The sequence below is a fragment of the Streptomyces sp. NBC_00234 genome, from assembly GCF_036195325.1.
Lineage (GTDB): Bacteria > Actinomycetota > Actinomycetes > Streptomycetales > Streptomycetaceae > Streptomyces.
The window spans coordinates 1,187,453-1,207,178 of record NZ_CP108101.1 but is presented as its reverse complement, the minus strand read 5'-3'; the positions used below and the strand labels follow the sequence as shown (position 1 = coordinate 1,207,178).

22 protein-coding genes are annotated in these 19,726 nt (G+C 71.5%); 12 read left to right on the top strand and 10 right to left on the bottom strand.

Annotation, left to right across the window (positions count from 1 at the left end; genetic code table 11):
• Nucleotides 1-94 precede the first annotated feature (94 nt).
• On the top strand, nt 95-763 hold the full coding sequence (locus tag OG230_RS05090) for a cysteine hydrolase (protein WP_328908927.1): 669 nt from the start codon (nt 95-97) through the stop codon (nt 761-763).
• On the opposite strand, the gene OG230_RS05085 is transcribed toward OG230_RS05090, so the two are convergent.
• Nucleotides 750-1,178 (bottom strand): Rieske (2Fe-2S) protein, encoded by a 429-nt coding sequence (locus OG230_RS05085; RefSeq protein WP_328908926.1) that lies wholly within the window; start codon nt 1,176-1,178, stop codon nt 750-752. The two genes, OG230_RS05090 and OG230_RS05085, sit on opposite strands and share 14 nt — an antisense overlap.
• Before the next feature lie 114 nt (nt 1,179-1,292).
• Entirely contained in the window at nt 1,293-1,709 is a 417-nt protein-coding gene (locus OG230_RS05080; protein ID WP_328908925.1) for a MerR family transcriptional regulator, read from the bottom strand.
• A 418-nt stretch (nt 1,710-2,127) separates the two neighbouring features.
• Between OG230_RS05080 and OG230_RS05075 the strand changes: the two genes are divergently transcribed.
• Nucleotides 2,128-3,600 (top strand): SulP family inorganic anion transporter, encoded by a 1,473-nt coding sequence (locus OG230_RS05075; protein ID WP_328911310.1) that lies wholly within the window; start codon nt 2,128-2,130, stop codon nt 3,598-3,600.
• 102 nt (nt 3,601-3,702) lie between these two features.
• Here OG230_RS05075 and OG230_RS05070 read toward each other — a convergent pair whose 3' ends face one another.
• Nucleotides 3,703-4,086 (bottom strand): hypothetical protein, encoded by a 384-nt coding sequence (locus tag OG230_RS05070; protein WP_328908924.1) that lies wholly within the window; start codon nt 4,084-4,086, stop codon nt 3,703-3,705.
• 132 nt (nt 4,087-4,218) lie between these two features.
• Between OG230_RS05070 and OG230_RS05065 the strand changes: the two genes are divergently transcribed.
• The 7 genes from OG230_RS05065 (at nt 4,219) to OG230_RS05035 (ending at nt 10,287) form a co-directional block, all read left to right on the top strand.
• A complete protein-coding gene (locus OG230_RS05065; protein ID WP_328908923.1) occupies nt 4,219-5,091 on the top strand; it encodes a HipA family kinase in 873 nt (290 codons plus the stop codon).
• A complete protein-coding gene (locus OG230_RS05060; RefSeq protein WP_328908922.1) occupies nt 5,088-5,471 on the top strand; it encodes a DUF3037 domain-containing protein in 384 nt (127 codons plus the stop codon). Before OG230_RS05065 ends, OG230_RS05060 begins: the two co-directional genes overlap by 4 nt.
• Before the next feature lie 216 nt (nt 5,472-5,687).
• On the top strand, nt 5,688-6,449 hold the full coding sequence (gene fabG, locus OG230_RS05055; RefSeq protein ID WP_328908921.1) for a 3-oxoacyl-ACP reductase FabG: 762 nt from the start codon (nt 5,688-5,690) through the stop codon (nt 6,447-6,449).
• A gap of 20 nt (nt 6,450-6,469) precedes the next feature.
• Complete coding sequence (locus OG230_RS05050) at nt 6,470-7,225, top strand: SDR family oxidoreductase (RefSeq protein WP_328908920.1); 756 nt, start codon at nt 6,470-6,472, stop codon at nt 7,223-7,225.
• A 117-nt stretch (nt 7,226-7,342) separates the two neighbouring features.
• Nucleotides 7,343-8,923 carry an ABC transporter substrate-binding protein gene (locus OG230_RS05045; protein WP_328908919.1) on the top strand — a complete coding sequence of 527 codons (1,581 nt, stop codon included), beginning with the start codon at nt 7,343-7,345 and terminating at the stop codon, nt 8,921-8,923.
• A gap of 77 nt (nt 8,924-9,000) precedes the next feature.
• Complete coding sequence (locus OG230_RS05040) at nt 9,001-9,684, top strand: uracil-DNA glycosylase (protein WP_328908918.1); 684 nt, start codon at nt 9,001-9,003, stop codon at nt 9,682-9,684.
• Nucleotides 9,685-9,813: 129 nt separating this feature from the next.
• A complete protein-coding gene (locus OG230_RS05035; RefSeq protein WP_328908917.1) occupies nt 9,814-10,287 on the top strand; it encodes a hypothetical protein in 474 nt (157 codons plus the stop codon).
• 87 nt (nt 10,288-10,374) lie between these two features.
• Here OG230_RS05035 and OG230_RS05030 read toward each other — a convergent pair whose 3' ends face one another.
• The 3 genes from OG230_RS05030 to OG230_RS05020 form a co-directional block, all read right to left on the bottom strand.
• Nucleotides 10,375-10,827 carry a hypothetical protein gene (locus OG230_RS05030; protein WP_328908916.1) on the bottom strand — a complete coding sequence of 151 codons (453 nt, stop codon included), beginning with the start codon at nt 10,825-10,827 and terminating at the stop codon, nt 10,375-10,377.
• Nucleotides 10,828-10,997: 170 nt separating this feature from the next.
• On the bottom strand, nt 10,998-11,510 hold the full coding sequence (locus OG230_RS05025) for a DinB family protein (protein ID WP_328908915.1): 513 nt from the start codon (nt 11,508-11,510) through the stop codon (nt 10,998-11,000).
• A 41-nt stretch (nt 11,511-11,551) separates the two neighbouring features.
• Nucleotides 11,552-12,169 carry a TetR/AcrR family transcriptional regulator gene (locus tag OG230_RS05020; RefSeq protein WP_328908914.1) on the bottom strand — a complete coding sequence of 206 codons (618 nt, stop codon included), beginning with the start codon at nt 12,167-12,169 and terminating at the stop codon, nt 11,552-11,554.
• Between the two features lie 77 nt (nt 12,170-12,246).
• On the opposite strand from OG230_RS05020, the gene OG230_RS05015 reads away from it, so the two are divergent.
• Entirely contained in the window at nt 12,247-13,452 is a 1,206-nt protein-coding gene (locus OG230_RS05015; protein ID WP_328908913.1) for an FAD-dependent monooxygenase, read from the top strand.
• Between the two features lie 14 nt (nt 13,453-13,466).
• Entirely contained in the window at nt 13,467-14,372 is a 906-nt protein-coding gene (locus tag OG230_RS05010) for a Gfo/Idh/MocA family protein (RefSeq protein ID WP_328911309.1), read from the top strand.
• Here OG230_RS05010 and lnt read toward each other — a convergent pair.
• The 4 genes from lnt to OG230_RS04990 form a co-directional block, all read right to left on the bottom strand.
• Nucleotides 14,296-15,960 (bottom strand): apolipoprotein N-acyltransferase, encoded by a 1,665-nt coding sequence (lnt, locus tag OG230_RS05005; protein ID WP_328908912.1) that lies wholly within the window; start codon nt 15,958-15,960, stop codon nt 14,296-14,298. The two genes, OG230_RS05010 and lnt, sit on opposite strands and share 77 nt — an antisense overlap.
• A gap of 141 nt (nt 15,961-16,101) precedes the next feature.
• Nucleotides 16,102-16,578, bottom strand: a complete 477-nt coding sequence (locus tag OG230_RS05000) for a nuclear transport factor 2 family protein (protein WP_328908911.1) — start codon at nt 16,576-16,578, stop codon at nt 16,102-16,104.
• Between the two features lie 67 nt (nt 16,579-16,645).
• On the bottom strand, nt 16,646-17,509 hold the full coding sequence (locus OG230_RS04995) for a universal stress protein (RefSeq protein ID WP_328908910.1): 864 nt from the start codon (nt 17,507-17,509) through the stop codon (nt 16,646-16,648).
• Between the two features lie 174 nt (nt 17,510-17,683).
• Nucleotides 17,684-18,658, bottom strand: coding sequence for a ferric reductase-like transmembrane domain-containing protein (locus OG230_RS04990; RefSeq protein ID WP_328908909.1), 975 nt, complete (start codon nt 18,656-18,658; stop codon nt 17,684-17,686).
• Between the two features lie 227 nt (nt 18,659-18,885).
• On the opposite strand from OG230_RS04990, the gene OG230_RS04985 reads away from it, so the two are divergent.
• The gene (locus OG230_RS04985; protein WP_328908908.1) at nt 18,886-19,575 is read left to right on the top strand and encodes a hypothetical protein; all 690 of its coding nucleotides are present in this window, start codon (nt 18,886-18,888) and stop codon (nt 19,573-19,575) included.
• Nucleotides 19,576-19,726: the final 151 nt, after the last annotated feature.

Below are 19,726 nucleotides of genomic sequence, written 5' to 3'. Positions count from 1 at the left end.
TGACTGGGTGTCAGGAAATCATGGAGTCTCTTCCCTCGTCACGCAATGGGCGCTAGCCTCGCCCGCCCTGCCGACACGTACGAAAGGGGACGTCGTGCCCTCGAAGGAGTCGAAGGACCGCCTCGCCGAACAGCTCGATCCGGCGACCACCGTCCTGCTCACCGTCGAATGCCAGCAGGGTGTCGTGGGCCACGACAGCGCGCTGCCGGAACTCGCCAAGGAGGCCCGGTCCTCCGGTGTGCTCACCAGGATCGCGCGGCTGGTCGCCGCGGCGCACGAGTCGGGTGTCCAGGTCGTGCACGCCGTTGCCGAGCGCCGCCCGGACGGGCGCGGCGCCAACCACAACGCCCGCCTCTTCAGGGCCGCTGCCCGTCTGCCCGTCCAGCAGTACACCGGAAGCACGGCGGTACGCGTCGCCGCTCCCATCGAGGTGGCGGACGAGGACTTCGTCGTACGGCGGCTGCACGGCCTTTCCCCGCTGGCCGGCACGGACGTGGACGCGCTGCTCCGCAATCTTGGCTGCCGGACCCTGATCGTCACCGGGGTCTCGGCCAACGTGGCGATCCCGAACGCCGTCTTCGACGCGGTGAACCTCGGCTACACGGCGGTCGTACCGGCCGACGCCATCGCGGGGGTGCCTGCCGAGTACACCCCCGCGATGATCCGTAACACGCTCGCGCTCGTCGCCACGATCACCACCACCGACGAGGCGCTGGCGTGCTGGAAGCGCCCGGGGCGGCAGGGGCCGGCTACGCCAGGCTGATCGAGCCGCCCTCGACCTTGATGGCCTTGGCGGGCAGCGGCTGGGTCGCGGGCCCGCCGGTCACCGTGCCGGTCTCGGCGTCGAACGTGCTGCCGTGGCAGGGGCAGGTGATCACGCCCGCCGAGATGCCCTTCACCGCGCAGCCCTGGTGCGTGCACTTCGACGAGAACGCCTTGAACTCACCGGCCTTCGGCTGCGTCACCACGACACCCTGGTCGGCGAAGACCATTCCGCCGCCCTCGGGGATGTCGGCGGTCTTCGCGAGGATCTCACCGCCGGCCTTCGCGCTGTCCGCGCCCGTCGAGGCCGTCTCGTTCCCGCACGCGGTGAGCGCGGCGGCCACCCCTGCCGCGCCGACCGCGGCGACGACCGTGCGGCGCCCGAGGCGGATCTGACGCTCCTGCGATGCGCTCATGCCGGCTTTCCCTTCATCGAATACATGACGTCGACCATGCATACGCGAGTGGGCGCCGCCGTGTTCAGGAACGGCGGTAACTTCTCCGGGACGGGGGAACGGGGCGCGTGACGGTCAGGACGGTTCGGTGGCGGCTGCGCCCTGTTCCAGGCGGGTCCTGAGCGTGGCGGCGAAGTCCTCGGCGCGCGAGAGCTGGACGCGGAGCCGGTCGACCTGCTCGGTGGCCGCCTGCTCGTACGCGCGGACGCGGTCCATCAGGGCCTCGCGTTCCCCCGCGTCGAGATCCTCCCCGGAGTCGAGGCGGTCGGTGGCGTCGAGGAGATCGCGCATCTGGTCAAGCGTGAAGCCGAGCGGCTTCATCCGCCGGATGACCATCAGCCGGGCGACGTCCGTCTCGGTGTAGAGGCGGAAGCCGCCCTGGGAGCGGGCGGAGGGGGCGACCAGGCCCGACTCCTCGTAGTGCCGGATGGTGCGCAGGGACAGCTCCGTCCGCGCGGCGACTTCGCCGATCTGCATGTGCTTGTCGTTCACGCGTGGGGTCCGCCTTCTCGTCCTGGCGGGCCGAGCCCGTACGGCGCCACCGATCTCTACCCTAACGTTAGGGTAGAGTTGCTCGTGGTCAGGGTGCCTGCGGCTGCCCTGACCCGTGCCGTGTCGGGGCCGATGGCGCCCCCGGCGAACACCCGATTCTTGCAGGAGAGTGCGTGCGCGAGCCCAGGATGCCCGGCTCGGCCGCCTGTCCACCGTGATGCCGCACCCCGGGATGTGAGCGGGCGGCCCGTCCGTGGCCGCCGTCGCTCCGTCCCGCCGTCGTTTCCGGCTCGCTCCGCGGGCCGACCGCGCGGTGCCGGCCCGGCCCGTCCGCGTCCTTCCGTACGCCCCAGCGGGGTGCGCCCGAGCACGACAGGTTCCCCTTCCCTTGTCCTCTTCCGTTGTGTCTCCCGCCGCGATGCTGCGCGGTCTGCGTCCGGACTGGCTCTCCGATCCGAAGGTGTGGCGTACCGAGGTACTGGGCGGCCTGGTGGTCGCGCTCGCGCTGATTCCCGAGGCCATCTCGTTCTCGATCATCGCCGGGGTCGACCCGGCGATCGGCTTGTTCGCCTCGTTCACGATGGCCGTGGTCATCTCGGTCGTCGGCGGGCGGCGGGCGATGATCTCGGCGGCGACCGGTGCCGTGGCCCTGGTCATCGCGCCTCTGAACCGCGAGCACGGGCTCGGCTATCTCTTCGCCGCGGTGATCCTGGCCGGCATCTTCCAGATCGTGCTGGGTGCGCTCGGCGTGGCGCGGCTGATGCGGTTCATCCCGCGCTCGGTGATGGTCGGCTTCGTCAACTCCCTCGCCATTCTCGTCTTCGTCGCGCAGATCCCCGAGGTGCGCGACGTGCCGTGGCCCGTCTACCCGCTGCTCGCGGCCGGCCTGGCCCTCCTGGTGTTCCTGCCGAAGATCAGCACGGCGGTTCCGGCCCCTCTGGTCTCCATCGTCGTCCTCACCGCCCTCACCGTGGCGGCCGGGATCGCGGTGCCGACCGTGGGCGACAAGGGTGCGCTGCCGTCCTCGCTGCCGGTGCCCGGCCTGCCGGACGTGCCGTTCACGATGGACACCCTGACGACGATCGCGCCGTACGCCTTCGCGATGGCGCTGGTCGGTCTGATGGAGTCGCTGATGACCGCGAAGCTCGTCGACGACATCACCGACACCCACTCCAACAAGACCCGCGAGTCGATCGGGCAGGGCATCGCCAACATCGTCACCGGCTTCCTGGGCGGCATGGGCGGCTGCGCGATGATCGGCCAGACGATGATCAACGTGAAGGTCTCCGGCGCCCGGACCCGGCTGTCCACGTTCCTGGCCGGGGCGTTCCTGATGGTGCTGTGCATCGCCTTCGGGCCGATCGTCTCCGACATTCCGATGGCGGCCCTGGTCGCCGTGATGGTGATGGTGTCGTTCGCGACGTTCGACTGGCACTCCGTCGCCCCCAAGACGCTCAGGCGGATGCCGGCCGGGGAGATCGCCGTCATGGTGATCACCGTCGGCTGCGTCGTGGGCACCCACAACCTGGCCGTCGGTGTCGTCGTCGGTTCGGTCACCGCCATGGTCGTGTTCGCCAAGCGCGTCGCCCGCTTCGCCGACGTCACCTCGGTGACGGACCCCGGCGGCGGCAGGGTGGTGTACTCCGTGACCGGCGAACTGTTCTTCGCCTCGTCCAATGACCTCGTCGGCCGGTTCGCCTACGCCACCGACCCGGAACGCGTCGTCATCGACCTGTCCGCCGCGCACATCTGGGACGCCTCGTCCGTCGCCGCGCTCGACGCGATACAGACCAGGTACGCGGAGCGGGGCAAGACCGTCGAGATCACGGGTCTGAACGACGTCAGCGCCGACCTGCACGCCCGGCTCAGCGGAGAACTGGCCGGCCACTGAGAACGCGCGGACCCGGAGCCGATGCCGCAGCCGAGGGGCGGTCCGGCGACGGCAGGTGCCGACGAGCGTGCCTACGGCAGCACGCGGAGCCCGTCGCGGCCGTCACGGGGTGCCGCCGGGGTGCTGGAGGTCGTCCCGGTCGGGCACGGGGACACCGGCCGCGGTGAACGGGTCGAGGAGCGCGCGGTACTGGGCCTCGGTCAGTTTCGTGCGCTTGTGCACGGCCCGTGCGGCGATGACGCAGGCGGACTTGGCGTCCGAGTGCAGGCCCCTGCGGACCTGCTCCAGCTCGTCGACACGGGGGAGCAGCGCCGACCCGACGGCGTGGCCGATCGCGGACTGCTCCGAGGCGGACACCCGCGCCGCCCGGCTGCCCTCCCGCCCGCCCTGGGACCACCGGTCCAGGGAAGCCTCGTACACCACCGCGAGCTCGGCGGCCGGCAGGGCCGTGGCGCACGAGATGAAACGGGCGGTCGTGGGATCCATGGGCGTACCTCCTGAGCGGTGCGGACGACCGCCAGGCTACGGCCGGGGTCGGACAGTGCTCCGGCGGGCAAGCCGCGGGGGCTGCGCCTTATGCCCTCGAGAAGCTGACCGCGCGCCCGATAGCCTGGGGAAATGCTCACAGAAGTCACGGCGACCCGCTACGTCACGCCCCTGCGGGAGGGCGGCTCGCTCCCCGGGATCGTCGAGGCCGACGATCTCGGCACGTACGTCATGAAGTTCACCGGCGCGGGGCAGGGCCGCAAGACCCTCGTCGCCGAGGTCATCTGCGGGGAGCTCGGCCGTCGGCTGGGGCTGCGCGTCCCGGAGCTCGTGACCATTCAGCTCGACCCCGTCATCGGGCTGGCGGAGCCGGACCAGGAGGTCCAGGAGCTGCTGAAGGCGAGCGGTGGGCTGAACCTCGGCATGGACTACCTCCCCGGCTCGCTGGGGTTCGATCCGCTCGCGTACCAGGTGGAACCGGCCGAGGCCGGGAAGGTCGTCTGGTTCGACGCGCTGATCAACAATGTCGACCGGTCGTGGCGGAACCCCAATACGCTGGTCTGGCACGGTGATCTCTGGCTGATCGACCACGGAGCCACGATGATCTGGCACCACAACTGGCCGGGGGCGCAGACCTCGGCGGCCAAGCCCTACAACGCCTCGGACCACGTCCTCGCGCCCTTCGCCCCGGACATCGCGGCTGCCGCTGCCGAGCTGGCCCCGCTCGTCACCGAGGAACTGCTCACCGAGGTCGTCGCCGATGTCCCCGGCGAGTGGCTGGTCGACGAGCCCGGCTTCGATTCGACGGACGCGCTGCGCCGGGCCTACGTGGCACCGCTCCTGGCGCGTGCCGGCAGCATTCATGAGCGGATCGTGCTGGACGCGCCGGCCGGGACGAAGCCCTCGCAGGCTCCGGGCTGGCTCGTCGAGCGTCTGGCCCCCCGGCCCGCGCAGCAGCGCGAGGAGCAGGGCAGTGGCGAGCTGAACAAGGACGGCGGCCGATGAACCAGCGCGATGTCTTCGAGTACGCGGTGCTGCGGGTCGTCCCCCGGGTCGAGCGCGGTGAGTGTTTCAACGCGGGCGTGCTCGTGTACTGCCGGGCGAAGTCCTTCGTGGCGGCCCGTACGCATCTCGACGAGCGCAAGCTCGCGGCGCTGGACCCGCAGGCCGACGTGGTGGGCGTACGGGCCGCACTGCGCGCCGTCGAGGGGGTCTGCGACGGCGGCGACGCGGCGGGCCAGGCGTCGGGTGACGACCCGGGCCGGCGCTTCCGCTGGCTGATCGCGCCGCGTTCCACGGTCGTCCAGCCCGGCGCCGTACACAGCGGTCTCACCGCCGATCCGGCGGCCGAGGTCGAACGGCTGCTCGACCTGCTCGTGCGCTGACGCGGCACTCGGCGGCGCCGCGCGGGAGAGCCCGGTCGCGGCGCCGGCGAGTGTGACATGCGCCCTGGGGCCCGGGTGCCGTTGACACCGGGTGCCAGGGCTTCTAGCGTCTCGTCTGCTGAAGGTACTAAGCGGTTGCTCAGTCATCGGGAACTTTTCTGTCAGGGAACGTCCCACGTCCGCTGAGCCGCGATCCAAGGGCGAGGAGAACCAAGCATGTCCACCACCGAGCAGCGTGTCGCCATCGTGACGGGAGCGGCGCGGGGCATTGGCGCCGCCACCGCAGTGCGCCTGGCGGCCGAGGGCCGCGCCGTCGCCGTACTCGACCTCGACGAGGCGGCCTGCAAGGACACGGTCGAGAAGATCACCGCCGCCGGGGGTACCGCCCTCGCGGTCGGCTGCGATGTGTCGGACAGCGCGCAGGTGGAGGCCGCCGTCGCGCGGGTCGCCGCCGAGCTGGGCGCCCCGACGATCCTCGTCAACAACGCGGGTGTCCTCCGGGACAACCTGCTCTTCAAGATGAGCGAGTCCGACTGGGACATCGTGATGAACGTGCACCTCAAGGGCGCGTTCCTGATGGCCAAGGCCGTCCAGAAGCACATGGTGGACGCCAAGTTCGGCCGGATCGTGTCGCTGTCCTCCTCCTCGGCGCTCGGCAACCGCGGCCAGGCCAACTACGCCGCCGTGAAGGCCGGCCTGCAGGGCTTCACCAAGACCCTCGCCAAGGAGCTCGGCAAGTTCGGCATCACCGCCAACGCCGTCGCGCCCGGCTTCATCGTCACCGAGATGACCGCGCAGACGGCCGCCCGCGTCGGCATGGGCTTCGAGGAGTTCCAGGCCGCGGCGGCGACCCAGATCCCGGTGCAGCGTGTCGGTCACCCCGAGGACATCGCCAACGCCATCGCCTTCTTCGCGGGCGAGGACGCCGGGTTCGTCTCCGGTCAGGTCATGTACGTCGCCGGCGGACCGCTCAACTAACCCGAAGGGCAGGGGACAGCATGACTGCGCAGGACAGTGGCAAGGTCGCCCTCATCACGGGCGGGAGCCGCGGCATCGGTTACGGGATCGCCGAGGCTCTCGTCGCCCGCGGCGACCGGGTCTGCATCACCGGCCGGGGAGAGGACGCGCTCAAGGAGGCCGTCGAGAAGCTCGGCGCCGACCGGGCGATCGGCATCCCCGGCAAGGCGGCCGACGAGGAGCACCAGGCGGCGGCCGTCGCCCGCACCATGGAGGTCTTCGGTCGCGTCGACTTCTTGATCAACAACGCCGGTACGAACCCGGTGTTCGGCCCGATGGCCGAGATGGACCTCAACGTCGCCCGCAAGGTCTACGAGACCAATGTGATCTCGGCCCTCGGCTTCGCCCAGCAGACCTGGAAGGCGTGGCAGAGGGACAACGGCGGGGCGATCGTCAACATCGCCTCGGTCGCCGGTGTCTCCGCCTCGCCCTTCATCGGCGCGTACGGCATGAGCAAGGCCGCCATGGTCAACCTGACCCTCCAGCTGGCGCACGAGTTCGCGCCGGTCGTCCGGGTCAACGCGATCGCCCCGGCCGTGGTGAAGACCAAGTTCGCCGAGGCGCTGTACGAGGGCCGGGAAGCGGAGGCGGCTGCCGCCTATCCGCTCGGCCGGCTCGGCGTCCCGCAGGACATCGGCGGTGCGGCCGCGTTCCTCACCTCCGAGCAGTCCGACTGGATCACCGGTCAGACCCTCGTCGTGGACGGCGGGATCTTCCTGAATGCCGGCGTGGCCTGAGACGGCCTGAGCGGGTTTCGCCCTGATTGACTCAAGTGCCCCGTCGGGCCAGCGGATTGACCCGATGGGGCGCTGCGGTATGGTCTGCCGACCCATGGCTGATCGAGGAGCGTGCACGTGTTCTACCGGGCCAGTCTGCAGGCTGCTGCAGCCCTTGCTTCCCTGTCACTGCTGGCCGGCTGCGGTCTGCTGTCCGACAGCAGTTCCGAAACGGATCAGCAGATATCGGTCGGTACGACGAGCTCGCCCTCGACCCTCGACCCCGCTGCGGCCTGGGACGGCTCCTGGGAGCTGATGAGGAACGTCTTCCAGACCCTGGTGAGCTTCCCCACCGGCAGTACGAGTCCCGAGCCCGACGCGGCCGATTCCTGCACGTTCACCGACGCCACGAGCATGGCCTACCGGTGCACGCTCCGTAAGAACCTGAAGTTCTCCAACGGCGAGAAGCTCGACGCCGAGGCCGTGAAGTACTCCATCGACCGGATCAGGACCATCAAGGTCAAGGGTGGCCCCCTCGGCATGCTCGGTTCCCTGGACCGGGTGGAGACGAAGGGTGACGACACGGTCATCTTCCACCTCAACAAGTCGGACGCCACCTTCCCGTTCATCCTCGCCACCCCGGCGATGTCACTGGTCGCGCCCAGCGAGTACCCCAAGGACAAGATCCGCGACGACGGCAAGGTCACCGGCTCGGGCCCGTACCTCCTGGAGTCGTACGAGCCCAAGAAGACGTCCGAACTGACGAAGAACCCCGACTACCGGGGCTTCGCCAACCGCAAGAACAACGCCGTGACCATCCGGTACTTCGACGACTCCGCCTCGATGGTGGCCGCGCTGAAGAAGAAGGAGATCGACGCCACGTACCGCGGTCTGACTGCCGAGGAAGTGGTCAGCCTGGAGGACAACAAGTCCGACAACAACGGTCTCCAGATCGTCGAGACGGTCGGCGCGGACATCCGGTTCCTGGTCTTCAACCCGAAGGACCCCGCCGCGGGGAACCTCGCGGTACGGCGGGCCATCGCCCAGCTCGTGAACCGGGACGCCCTGGTCGCCAAGGTCTACCAGGGCACGGCGGAGCCCCTGTACTCGATGGTTCCGAAGGGGATCGCCGGGCACACCACCAGCTTCTTCGACACCTTCGGCGACCCCAGCCAGACCAAGGCCAAGGCCATCCTGACCAAGGCGGGCATCACCGAGCCGGTCAAGATGACCTTCTGGTTCACGACCGACCGGTACGGCTCCTCGACCGCTCCCGAGTTCGCCGAGCTGAAGCGTCAGCTGGAGGAGTCCGGGCTCTTCGAGATCACGCTGAAGAGCGCGCCGTGGACGACCTTCCAGGAAGGCTTCACCAAGGGCGACTACCCCGTCTTCGGACGTGGCTGGTTCCCGGACTTCCCGGACCCGGACAACTTCATCGCCCCCTTCGTGGGCAAGGAGAGCGTCACCGGCACCCCGTACCTGAACGCGGAGATCACCGACGAGCTGCTGCCGTCCTCCCGCCAGGAGAGCGACCGCGGCGCGGTCAGCAAGCAGTTCGAGCAGGCCCAGCAGATCCTCGTCGAGGACGTCCGTCTGCTGCCGCTGTGGCAGGGCAAGCTGTACGTCGCGGCGGGCGAGGACATCGGCGGCGGCGAGCGGGCCCTGGACCCGCAGACGGTCATGCAGCTGTGGGAGCTGTACCGGAAGACCAGCTGGTAGGGCTGGCCGGGGTCGTTGTCAGTGGCCCCCGGTAGGTTCTGTGGTCAAGAACTGATTGCTCACCGGAGGTTGTGGACGTGACCGACACCGACCTGCTGCCCGAGTCCTGGCGCGGCGTCCTCGGCGAAGAACTGCAGAAGCCGTACTTCAAGGAGCTTGCGGACTTCGTCGAGGAAGAGCGGGCCAAGGGGCCGGTGTATCCGCCGCGCGAACAGGTCTTCGCCGCGCTGGACGCCACTCCGTACGACAAGGTGAAGGTCCTCATCCTGGGCCAGGATCCGTACCACGGAGCGGGCCAGGGGCACGGACTGTGCTTCTCCGTGCAGCCCGGGGTCAAGACGCCTCCCTCGCTGCGCAACATCTACAAGGAGATGCAGGCGGAGCTCGGCCTGCCCATCCCGGACAACGGCTATCTGATGCCGTGGGCCGAGCAGGGCGTCCTCCTGCTCAACGCGGTGCTCACGGTCCGGGGCGGCGAGGCCAACTCGCACAAGGGCAAGGGCTGGGAGAAGGTCACCGACGCGGTGATCAGGGCCGTGGCCGAGCGCCCCGACCCCGCCGTCTTCGTGCTCTGGGGCAACTACGCGCAGAAGAAGCTCCCGCTGATCGACGAGGAGCGCCATGTGGTGGTGAAGGGCGCGCATCCCTCCCCGCTCTCCGCGAAGCGGTGGTTCGGCTCGCACCCGTTCACCAGCATCAACGAGGCCGTCGCCGCCCAGGGGCACGAGGCCATCGACTGGCGCATCCCCGACCTCGGCTGACCGGGTCGGGCCCGCGCCGTGCGCGGGCCCGGCCGACGGGGCCGGGTCCGCGCCTGAGCGGGATTGCCCACTGCGGCGGCTAGCGTCGGGACGACCGGAACGGGCCGGACGGGCGCGAAGGAGACCGCAGTGTCGGAGCAGCAGGAGGCGTCGCAGGACGCCGTCATGACCAGGATCGGCCAGGCGATCATGCTGCTCCACGGCGGGGACCGTGAGGAGGCCCGGAATCGCTTCGGTGTCATCTGGTCCGAGATCGGGGAGGACGGCGACGCTCTCCACCGCTGCACCCTGGCGCACTACATGGCCGACACGCAGGACGACCCCGGGGACGAACTGGCCTGGGACCTGCGGGCACTGACCGCGGCGGACGGCCTGACCGACGAGCGGGTGGCACAGCATCAGGACGCGCTCGCGGTGCGCGCCTTCTACCCCTCGCTGCATCTCAATCTCGCGGCGGACTATCTGAAACTCCACCGCCCCGACGCGGCCCGTATCCATCTGGACCGGGCCCGGGACACCGCCGACGTCCTCACGCACGACGGGTACGGCGGAGGGGTGCGCGCGGCCATCGGGCGGCTGGAACAGCGGATGCGCGAGCAGTGACACGGGGCCCGTCGGATGCGACGGGCCCCGCTGTCTCCGGCGGGGCTGCCCGGCGCGCGGACCGGGCGCCGCACCGGCCGGCCGGGATCAGCGGTCGTAGGTCTCCTCGCAGATCCTGGCCTGGGTGCTGCCCGCCGGCCATCCCCCGTAGCCACGGCCCAGGGCGCAGACGTCCGTCCCCGTGAGGGGCGGGGCGGGTGCTGCCGGTGCGGCAGCGGGAGGGACACGGGGAGCCGGGTGCGGCGCCCGCCGGGAAGGCGTCTGGGCGGGCCCCCGCTGACGGGGCGCGCGCGGCTCAGTGCCGGCGGCCCCGGCCGGAGACTCAGCCGGGGTGGCGGACGCGGAGGGCGTGGGATCCGGCAGGGACCCCAGGGACTCGCGGACGGGCGGCTGCACGATCTGAGGGGCCACGTCCTGGACGGGCCTGCTGGTCCCGGGCCGGGGCGGGACGCCCGCCCGGGGCTCCACCGCCACACAGCCGGAGACGGCCGTGACGGCCACCCCCACCAGGAGCTTCGTGGTGATTCTGGTTCGATGCACCCGCCAACTCTGCTGGTGTTGCGGGGTGTGACGGGAGCCGGTGGACCGGGATTGGCTCGCACGGGTGACCCGGTCAGCGAGGTGACGGCGGACGCCACCGCGCGAAGCGGGCGCAGGGCGCCGGTCGTGCGCCGGGCGCAGGGCGCCCGGGCGCGGACCCGTCGGAAGGGTCAGACGCCGGTCGCGCCGTCGACCCGCTCCCGTACGAGGTCCGCGTGGCCGTTGTGGCGCGCGTACTCCTCGATCATGTGCGTGTAGATCCAGCGGAGGTTGAACGGCTTGCCGCTGCTGCTCAGGCCGACCGACAGGTCGTCGAGCTCGTACGTGGCCGCGTTCGTCCTGGCCTGCTCGATCTCGGCGCGCCAGGTCGTGTGCGCCTCGTCCCAGGTGTCCGCATCGGTGAGATGGAACTCGCCGTCGGGGTCCTCGTCCGTTCCGTAGATCGCCGGCACGTCCTCGCCGACCAGCACCTCACGGAACCAGCCGCGCTCGACCTCCGCCATATGCCGCATCAGCCCGAGGAGCGTGAACTCCGAGGGCGGCACCGACGCCTCCCGCAGCTGTTCGTCGGTGAGTCCGGCGCACTTCGAGGCCAGCGTCTCGCGGTGGAAGTCCAGCCAGCCTTCGAGCATCGGGCGTTCCGCGGCGGCGATGGCGGGTTCGGATCGTTCAGGTGTCGTCATGCCGGTCATCCTCGCGTACGGATCATGACCCGGGCCAGGGACTAACAGCCCCGTGGTGCCAGCATTCCGTGAAGGAGTTCGGCGATGCCCGTACGCAGTTCGGCCTCCGTCGGTACGGATGTGGTGTACGAGCCCACGGCGCACGAGAACATCATTCCTTCGGCCCAGGCCACGAGGGTCAGCGCGTGGCGCTCCGGTTCGGCCGACCCCGCCGCGGTCATCAGTGCCACCAGCGGTTCGCGGAACTGCCGGCCCGCCGCGTCGAAGAACGCCCGGAGCTCCGGGCGCCGGGTGGACTCCAGGGCCAGTTCGTAACGGCAGATCAGGTACTCGGGATGGCCCGTCAGATACCGGTGCAGCGCGCGGGCGAGCCCGGCCGCCACGTCCTCGGAGCCGCCGGGGGCCGAGCCGGGCCGCGGGAGCTCTCCGGGGGTCAGCAGCCGGGCCTCCTGCTCGGCGAGACGGCGCACGGCCGCCTCCAGCAGGGCCTGCCGGGTGCGGGCGTGGTTCGACGTCGAGCCCTGGGGGAGTCCGGCGTGCTCGTCCACCGCGCGATGGGTGAGCCCCCGCATCCCGCGCTCGGCGAGGAGGGTCAGCGCGGTGTCGGCGATCAGATCGGCGCGGGAACGGCCGGGCGTTCCGTCGGTGCGTGTGGCCATGGGGCCAACCTACCCGCCTAACTACACCTGTAGTACGGTGGAGGTCGTCACTACAGGTGTAGTTACGAGGGGGCGTCATGACCAGGAACCACGCGGTAGTCATCGGCAGCGGAATCGGCGGTCTCACCGCCGGAGCGGCCCTGCACAGGAGCGGCTGGCAGGTGACCGTGCTGGAGCGCGCCCCGTCGCTGGAACCCGTCGGAGCGGCGATCAGCCTCGCACCCAACTCCCAGCGCGCGCTGGACGTCATCGGGCTGGGCGACGCGATCAGGTCCCTCGCCGCCTGGCAGGGCGACGGCGGCATGCGGTCCCCGAGCGGCCGCTGGCTCTCCCGGACGAACAGCGCAGCCGCCGCCGAGCGTTTCGGCGGCGCGCTGGTCCTGCTCCACCGCGCCACCCTGGTCGGCATCCTCGCCACCGGCCTGCCCGCATCGGCCCTCCGTACCGGCACCGCCGCGGAACTCGTGAGCCCGGGACGCGTGGGAGGCAGCCGGGCCGTCGTCCGGACCTCCTCCGGCGACATCGAGGCCGACCTCGTCGTCGGAGCCGACGGCATCCACTCGGCGGTCCGCACGATGCTCTTCCCCCGCCATCCCGGCCCCTCGTACGCCGGATTCACCACCTGGCGCGCCGTGGTCCCCGGCCTCGGGCGGCCCTTCGCCCCGCACGAGAGCTGGGGCAGGGGCGCTCTCTGGGGCACTCATCCGCTCAAGGACGGCCGCATCTACGCCTACGCCGGCGCCGTCACGCCCGCCGGAGGCAGGGCGGCCGACGACGAGAAGGCGGAACTGCTGCGCCGGTTCGGTGACTGGCACGACCCGATCCCCGAGCTCATCGCCGCCACCGAGCCCGGCCGGCTCCTCCGCCACGACGTGCACCACATGATCGACCCCCTGCCGTCCTTCCACCGGGGGCGCGCCGTGCTGATCGGCGACGCCGCGCACGCCATGGCGCCCACCCTCGCCCAGGGCGGGAACCAGGCCATCGAGGACGCCGTCGTGCTGGCGCACCACGTCGCCCCCGGCGGCGACCTGGGGGAGGGGCTCGCGGCGTACAGCGCGGCCCGGCTGCCCCGGACCACCGCGTTGGTCCGCAGGTCGGCACAGGTCGCCCGGCTGATGTCGTGGTCCAGCACCCCCGCCGTCGCCCTCCGCGACAGCCTCATGGCCACCGTCAACCGCCTCGGCCCCGGACTCGTCCTGCGCGCCCTCGACGGCATCGCCGACTGGGAGCCGCCGCAGCGCACGTATGCTGCGGAGCCGAGGACGCGCGTAGGACAGTGATGAGGGAGACCCCTGTGAAGGTCGGCTGTATCGGGCTGGGCGACATCGCGCAGAAGGCGTATCTGCCGGTGCTGAGCACCTTGCCCGGGGTCGAACTGCATCTGCAGACCCGCACCCCGGCGACCCTGGCCGCCGTCGCCGAGACCCACCGGATTCCGGCGGCGCAGTGCCACACGGACCTCGAATCGCTGCTCGCCCAGGGGCTCGACGCGGCCTTCGTGCACGCCCCGACAGCGGTGCACCCGGAGATCACCCGCCGTCTCGTCGAAGCGGGCGTCCCCACGTACGTCGACAAGCCCCTCGCCTACGAATTCGCCGACTCCGAACGGCTGGTGACGCTGGCCGAGGAACGCGGTGTCAGCCTCGCCGTCGGTTTCAACCGCAGGCTCGCGCCCGGCTACGCGCAGTGCGCCGAGCACCCGCGCGAACTGATCCTCATGCAGAAGAACCGGGTGGGACTGCCCGAGGACCCGCGGACCCTGGTGCTCGACGACTTCATCCATGTCGTCGACACCCTGCGCTTCCTGGTCCCGGGACAGATCGAGAGCACCTCCGTGCGGGCGAGGATCGTCGACGGGCTGATGCACCACGTCGTGCTCCAGCTGTCCGGCGAGGGGTTCACCGCGATCGGCATGATGAACCGGCTCAACGGATCGACCGAGGAGATCCTGGAGGTCTCGGGACAGGACTCCAAGCGCCAGGTGCTCAACCTCGCCGAGATCATCGACCACAAGGGCCAGCCCAGCGTGCGGCGGCGCGGCGACTGGGTGCCGGTCGCCCGTCAGCGGGGCATCGAGCAGAGCGTGCTGTCGTTCCTCGACGCGGTGCGGGCCGGAAAGCTGCTCAGTGCCCGGGACGCTCTGGCGACCCATGAACTGTGCGAGCGGGTGGTGCGGGACGCTCTGGAGCAGGCCGTCTGAGGAGCCGCGTACCCTCGGCGGCGAGCAGCGCGGCCAGCAGTGCCAGTGCCGCGTACACCGCCCAGTCGCCGAACCGCACATAGAGCGTGGTGCCCGTTGCGAGAGGGACGTCGAAGACGGCGGCCGTACTCGCGTCCGTACCGAGCGGTGAGCCGACCCTCTCGCCCTGCGGGCCGTACACCGCACTCACCCCGGTGAGCGTGGCGTGCACCATCGGACGGCCGCTCTCGGCCGCGCGCAGGGCGCCGAGCGAGGCATGCTGTGCGGGTGCCCAGCTGTGCTGGAACGTCGAGGTCGACGACTGGGCGATCAGCACCTGGGCACCGTCCCGCGTCAGCCGCCTGCTCATGTCGGGGAACGCGGACTCGAAGCACACCAGGGGCCCGATCCGCAGCCCCTCGGCACCGGGCACGTCCATCACCACCGGACGGGTCCCGCGCAGCCGGTCCTCGCCCGCGGCCTTGCCGACCGAGGTGGCCCAGCCCAGCAGCGAACGCAGCGGGACGTACTCGCCGAACGGGACCAGGCGCATCTTGTCGTAGCGGGCCCCGGTCGGCCCGTCCGGACCCACCAGGACCGCCGACTTGAAGATCCCGGTCCGCTCCGAGCCGTCCGTCTGCCGGGCGTCCGCGTTGACCAGCACCTCGGCCCCGACCTCGCGCGACAGCTCCGCGATCCTGGCCGCGGAGGCGGGGCTGTGGGTCAGGTCCACGCCGACACTGCTCTCGCCCCACACCACCAGGTCGACGTCCTGTCCCGCGAGCCCGCGCGTCAGCTCCGCGCTGCGTGCGAGGCGGCGCTCCACGCTGCCCGTGCCGTCCACCACGCCCGGCTGCACGACGGCGATCCGGACCTGCCCGGTCCGTTCCGGTTGAGGTGCCCAGGCCCAGACCGCCCCCACGGCCAGCGCGCAGGCCACGAGCGAGGCGGCTGCCGCCGTACGGGCCCGGGGCGTGACGAGCAGCAGGGCGACCGCGGTGTTCACGGCGAGGACGAGCAGGCTCACGAGCCATACGCCGCCCACCGACGCCACGCGCAGCGCGGGCGCGAACTCCCACTGACTGGCTCCGAGCAGCCCCCAGGGGCCGCCGAGCCCCTCCCAGGACCGCACCAGCTCGATCATCAGCCACCCGGCCGGCACCGCGGCGACGGCCAGCGCGCAGCGCCGGCCCGAGGGCGGTCCGCCGAGCAGCCGGGCCACGAGCAGACCCCAGGGTGCCCACAACAGGCCGAGCAGCGCGGCCAGTACGACGATGAACACATGCAGGCTCGGCACCAGCCAGTGATGTACGGCGATGACGAAGCCGATCCCGCCGAGCCAGCCGTCCAGGGCGGCGCGACGGGCCGTGGGTGCCGCACGGATCAGCAGGAGCCAGGGCACCAGCGCGACGTACGCGAACCACCACAGCGACGGTGCCGGAAACGCGAGGGCGGGCAGGGCGCCGGCGAGCAGGGCCGCCGCGCCGCGCCACCAGGGCGACCGCAGCAGGGCCGCGACCTGCTCCCGCCGGCTGTCCGGGGTCCGCCCGACGGGGCTTCCGTCGGCCGGAATCCGGCCCGCCGGGGCTCGCCCGATCCGCATGCCCATCCCGCGCCCTCCTCGACCTGCCTGGTGGGCGATGTCCGTCGCCGCGTGGTCAGGCTCTGGTCCCAGTGTGGAGGAGAGCATCCCGGGCGGACAGCGGGCGTGTGCTGCGGGCGCGCCGCCGTGGTGGTCCGAGCGGCCCGATCAGCCCTGTACGCGCCGCCACTTCTCATGGACGACGACGCTGCGGATGCCCCAGCCCGGCTCCGTACGCAGGAGCTCGAAGGTGTAGCGGCCACCCGAGACGAAGTTCGGTGCCGTCTCCCCGCCCGCGGCCGTGTCCTGTCCGCCCGCGTCCAGCCGCATCGGGTTGAGGTAGTCGGCCCGCACCCGGGCGCGGTCGCCCGGGTAGCCGCCCAGGTCCTGGAGGTCGATCCGCCGGTTGACGATCAGGTGCTGACGGACCGGGAACAGCCGCATGGTCTCCGCGAGCCACTGCGCGACGTCGGCGGCCGGGCCCTCCATGCCGCCCGCACCCCGGTAGTCGGCGCGGCCGTCCGGCACGAACAGGGCGCGGTAGTCCGCCCACGCGCCGTCGTCCACCGCCACCGCATAGCCGGTGATCACCGCATCGATGGAGAGCTGGTCCATCACCGTCGCCAGAGCCACGCGCTGTGTCATCGGCCAAGTCTCGGTCAACGGACCCGTCAGGCCAAGGGGCCTGCAGGGGCCGTGACCGCCCGTCACGTCAGCAGGGGACGACGGCCACCGGACCGAGCGCGTGCGTCACCGTCGTCTGGGCGACCGGGGAGAGACCGAGCCCGAGGGACTCGCCGCCCTTGCGCCGGCCGACGACGGTCAGCGACGCGGTGCCCGAGGCGGTGACCAGGGTGCGCGAGGCGGAGCCGCTGACGGGTTCGCGTACGACCTCCACCTGCGGGTACTTCTCCTGCCAGCCCGCGGTCACCTCCGCGAGACTCCGCTCGGCCACGTCCGCCGCCGCGTCCCGGTCGAAGACGGGACCGCCGGAGAGCATCGAGGAGAACATCGTCCACCCGTGGACGAGGCGCAGCCGGGCACCGGGCCTGGCCGCGGCCGTCGAGAACGCGAACTCCAGCACCGCCTCGCTGCTCTCGTCGGCGGCCACTCCCGCGACGATGTCCGGGAGCGTCTCCGCCACCGAGGTCTCGTCGTCCTCGTTGTTCTCGCCGTGCACGACGACGACCGGGCACGGTGCCATCGAGGCGACGGCCAGGCTGTTGGAGCCGATCATGAGGGAGCGGAAGCCGCCCAGGCCGCGCGAGCCCAGCACGACCATCGACGCGTCCTGGGCGAGCGAGATCAGGGCCGCCGCCGGGAAGTCCAGCGGCGCGAGGGTCGACGGGTGCAGTTCCGGAGCGAGCCGGGCGGTCCGCCGTACGGATTCCGTCAGCAGTTCCTCCGCGTCGCGGAGCTGGGTCTCCTGGCTCATCCGCCGGGTCGGCGGCCGGACGTGCACGATCATCAGGGGCAGCTGCCGCCGCAGGGCCTCCTGGGCGGCCCAGTCGAGGGCCTGCCGGCTGTGCGCGGAACCGTCGACTGCGGCGATCACGGGAAGGTCGGTGGCGGTCATGATTCCCTCCAGGGTCCGGTGGTGCACCTCCCAGCCTGGTCCCTGCGCAGCGCGGACGGGAGGGACTTTCGCCCCCGGCCGCGGGACCTTCGCCCCCTGCCGGGGACGTGGCGCACGGTCCGAACGCTACGGCCGTCCGGCGCCCGTCGCCCGGGACGCACACCCGTCCGGGGCTCAGTCGTGGTTGTGGGTGGAGGACGTGTTCTCGGGGGGAACGGCCCGTCCGCCGTCATGTCCGCTGAGCACGACCGCGAGCACGGCCACGACGACACCGGCGACCGCCAGCCGGCCGGTCAGGCGCAGGGTCCAGCCCGCCGCCGACCCGGTGCCGGGCCGGGGCAGGCGCTCCGAGCGGCGGGCCGGCTTCAGCAGACGCAGGAGCAGCAGGGCCGCGATCGGGAGCTGGAGGAGCCAGACGGTGTTCCGGAACCAGCCGTCGTACCAGACGTTCGTCCCGTAGAGCAGGGTGTGCCAGACGCTGAGGACGTACACGACGATCACGCAGCGGTGCAGGATCCGCCAGGTCTTCGGACCGATGCGGTGCCTGACGTAGAAGAGCAGGCCCAGGGGGACGGCGAGGTACAGCGCGGCCTGTCCGACGGGGATGGCGATCCTGCCGGTGCCCGAGTCGTACCCGCCCGGGACGAACGCCTCCACGAACGCGGTGGCGACTGCCGAGTGCCAGCGAGCGGTGTCGTGGCGTACGAGTTCGGCGGCGAAGAGCAGGGCGTGAGCCGCTATGAGGGCCATCGTGTTGAGGCTCGTGGTGCGGTGGAGGCGTTCGAGACGCGGGCCCGAGAGCGGGAGCCGGCGCGGACGGGGGCCGGAGAGCATGAGGCCGAGGACGACCGTGCCCCATGCCCACAGCAGTGCGGACCATCCGAACGCCTGGCTCAGGAAGTACATCCAGAAGCCGCCCGCGTCGGCCATGAACGGCATGACGGACACCGTCGATGAGGTCTTGGCCTTGATCCGGACGTAGAGCAGCGCGAAGACGGCTCCGGTCACCGCCAGGGCGACGAGACCGTCGGGGAGGGAGGCGCGGAGATCGGAGCGCAGGGTGGGGCGTGTCTGCCGGTCGCCGGTGTCGGCGGCGGGGGCGTCGGCCTCGACGGGTTCGGGTGCGGGTGGCGCTGGGGACGGCTTCATCGTGCTGCCTCTTCGGTCGCGTCGGCGGTGAGGGCGCGTCCCCGGGCCACCAGGCGTGCACGGGTGCGTCGTTGGAGCAGTCGGAGGACGGCGGGGGAAAGTTCCCCCGGGTTCTGTGTGACATGGATCACAGGTTGATCGTGTCCTCGCATAGCGGGTCAACTGATGCTGTTTCAGGATCTGATGGTCTTCTCGCGAGGACGGGGGACGCTGGCACGATGGCGGTCATGGAAGCCGGACGCGCACTCCGCTTCGTACGCGCCGTGATGTTCTCGGTCGTGTGCGTCGCCGTGTCCGGGCTCGGCCATGCCTCCATGTCCGGCGGGACCTTGCCGCTGCCCGTCCTGGTGGCAGCCCTGTTGCCGGCGACCGGCGCCGGCTGGTGGCTGGCGGGCAGGGAGCGGCACGCTTCCGTCGTCGTCGCGGCCAGTGCCCTGGGCCAGGTGGTCCTGCACGCCCTCTTCAGCTCCCTCCCGTCGTGCCTGCCCGGAGCGCGGTCCGCTACCGGCCACACGATGGCCGGACACCACTCGGGCCCCGTGGGCCACTCGGACCACGGGGTGACGGCCGAGAGCCCGTCGGATCCGATGGCCGTCGTGGCGGCCTTCGACGGTTCGGTGTTCACCACAGGCATGGCGGCGGCCCACCTGGTCGCCGGGCTGGTCTGCGGCTGGTGGCTGTGGCGCGGCGAGCGGGCCCTCGTCCGGCTCGGCCGCTCCCTCGCGCTGTTCGTCTGCGCGCCGCTGTGGACGGCGTTGCGGCTGTGGAGCGTCGGCTCGCCGGCGGGACCGGTCACGCGCTGGCGCACGCGGCGCAGGCCGGGACGCCGCCTCCAGGACCTTCTGCTGCTGCACGGCCTGTCCCTGCGCGGCCCGCCTCCGTACGTCCTCCCTGTCCGACCTTCACCCGCCCGCTGACTTCCGGGCGGTCTCCGGGACGTACGCGCCGTTCGCGCGCACGTGCCCGTGACAGGCATGCCGGTTCCACCCCCTGACGCACGGCGACGGGCGGGGGAGCCGGTCACGAGGAGCCCGTGTGTGGACACCGCGGCTCCGCGAAAGACACGAA

What these genes read in the sequence shown, in the direction of transcription:
- OG230_RS04990 (WP_328908909.1), bottom strand. Translation starts at nt 18,658, where the DNA reads ATGAAGCCGTCCCCAGCGCCACCCGCACCCGAACCCGTCGAGGCCGAC.
- OG230_RS05070 (WP_328908924.1), bottom strand. Translation starts at nt 4,086, where the DNA reads ATGGATCCCACGACCGCCCGTTTCATCTCGTGCGCCACGGCCCTGCCG.
- fabG (WP_328908921.1), top strand. Translation starts at nt 5,688, where the DNA reads ATGTCCACCACCGAGCAGCGTGTCGCCATCGTGACGGGAGCGGCGCGG.
- OG230_RS05020 (WP_328908914.1), bottom strand. Translation starts at nt 12,169, where the DNA reads ATGGCCACACGCACCGACGGAACGCCCGGCCGTTCCCGCGCCGATCTG.
- OG230_RS05025 (WP_328908915.1), bottom strand. Translation starts at nt 11,510, where the DNA reads ATGACGACACCTGAACGATCCGAACCCGCCATCGCCGCCGCGGAACGC.
- OG230_RS05085 (WP_328908926.1), bottom strand. Translation starts at nt 1,178, where the DNA reads ATGAGCGCATCGCAGGAGCGTCAGATCCGCCTCGGGCGCCGCACGGTC.
- OG230_RS05000 (WP_328908911.1), bottom strand. Translation starts at nt 16,578, where the DNA reads ATGACACAGCGCGTGGCTCTGGCGACGGTGATGGACCAGCTCTCCATC.
- OG230_RS04985 (WP_328908908.1), top strand. Translation starts at nt 18,886, where the DNA reads ATGGAAGCCGGACGCGCACTCCGCTTCGTACGCGCCGTGATGTTCTCG.
- OG230_RS05050 (WP_328908920.1), top strand. Translation starts at nt 6,470, where the DNA reads ATGACTGCGCAGGACAGTGGCAAGGTCGCCCTCATCACGGGCGGGAGC.
- OG230_RS04995 (WP_328908910.1), bottom strand. Translation starts at nt 17,509, where the DNA reads ATGACCGCCACCGACCTTCCCGTGATCGCCGCAGTCGACGGTTCCGCG.
- OG230_RS05065 (WP_328908923.1), top strand. Translation starts at nt 4,219, where the DNA reads ATGCTCACAGAAGTCACGGCGACCCGCTACGTCACGCCCCTGCGGGAG.
- OG230_RS05015 (WP_328908913.1), top strand. Translation starts at nt 12,247, where the DNA reads ATGACCAGGAACCACGCGGTAGTCATCGGCAGCGGAATCGGCGGTCTC.
- lnt (WP_328908912.1), bottom strand. Translation starts at nt 15,960, where the DNA reads ATGGGCATGCGGATCGGGCGAGCCCCGGCGGGCCGGATTCCGGCCGAC.
- OG230_RS05075 (WP_328911310.1), top strand. Translation starts at nt 2,128, where the DNA reads ATGCTGCGCGGTCTGCGTCCGGACTGGCTCTCCGATCCGAAGGTGTGG.
- OG230_RS05060 (WP_328908922.1), top strand. Translation starts at nt 5,088, where the DNA reads ATGAACCAGCGCGATGTCTTCGAGTACGCGGTGCTGCGGGTCGTCCCC.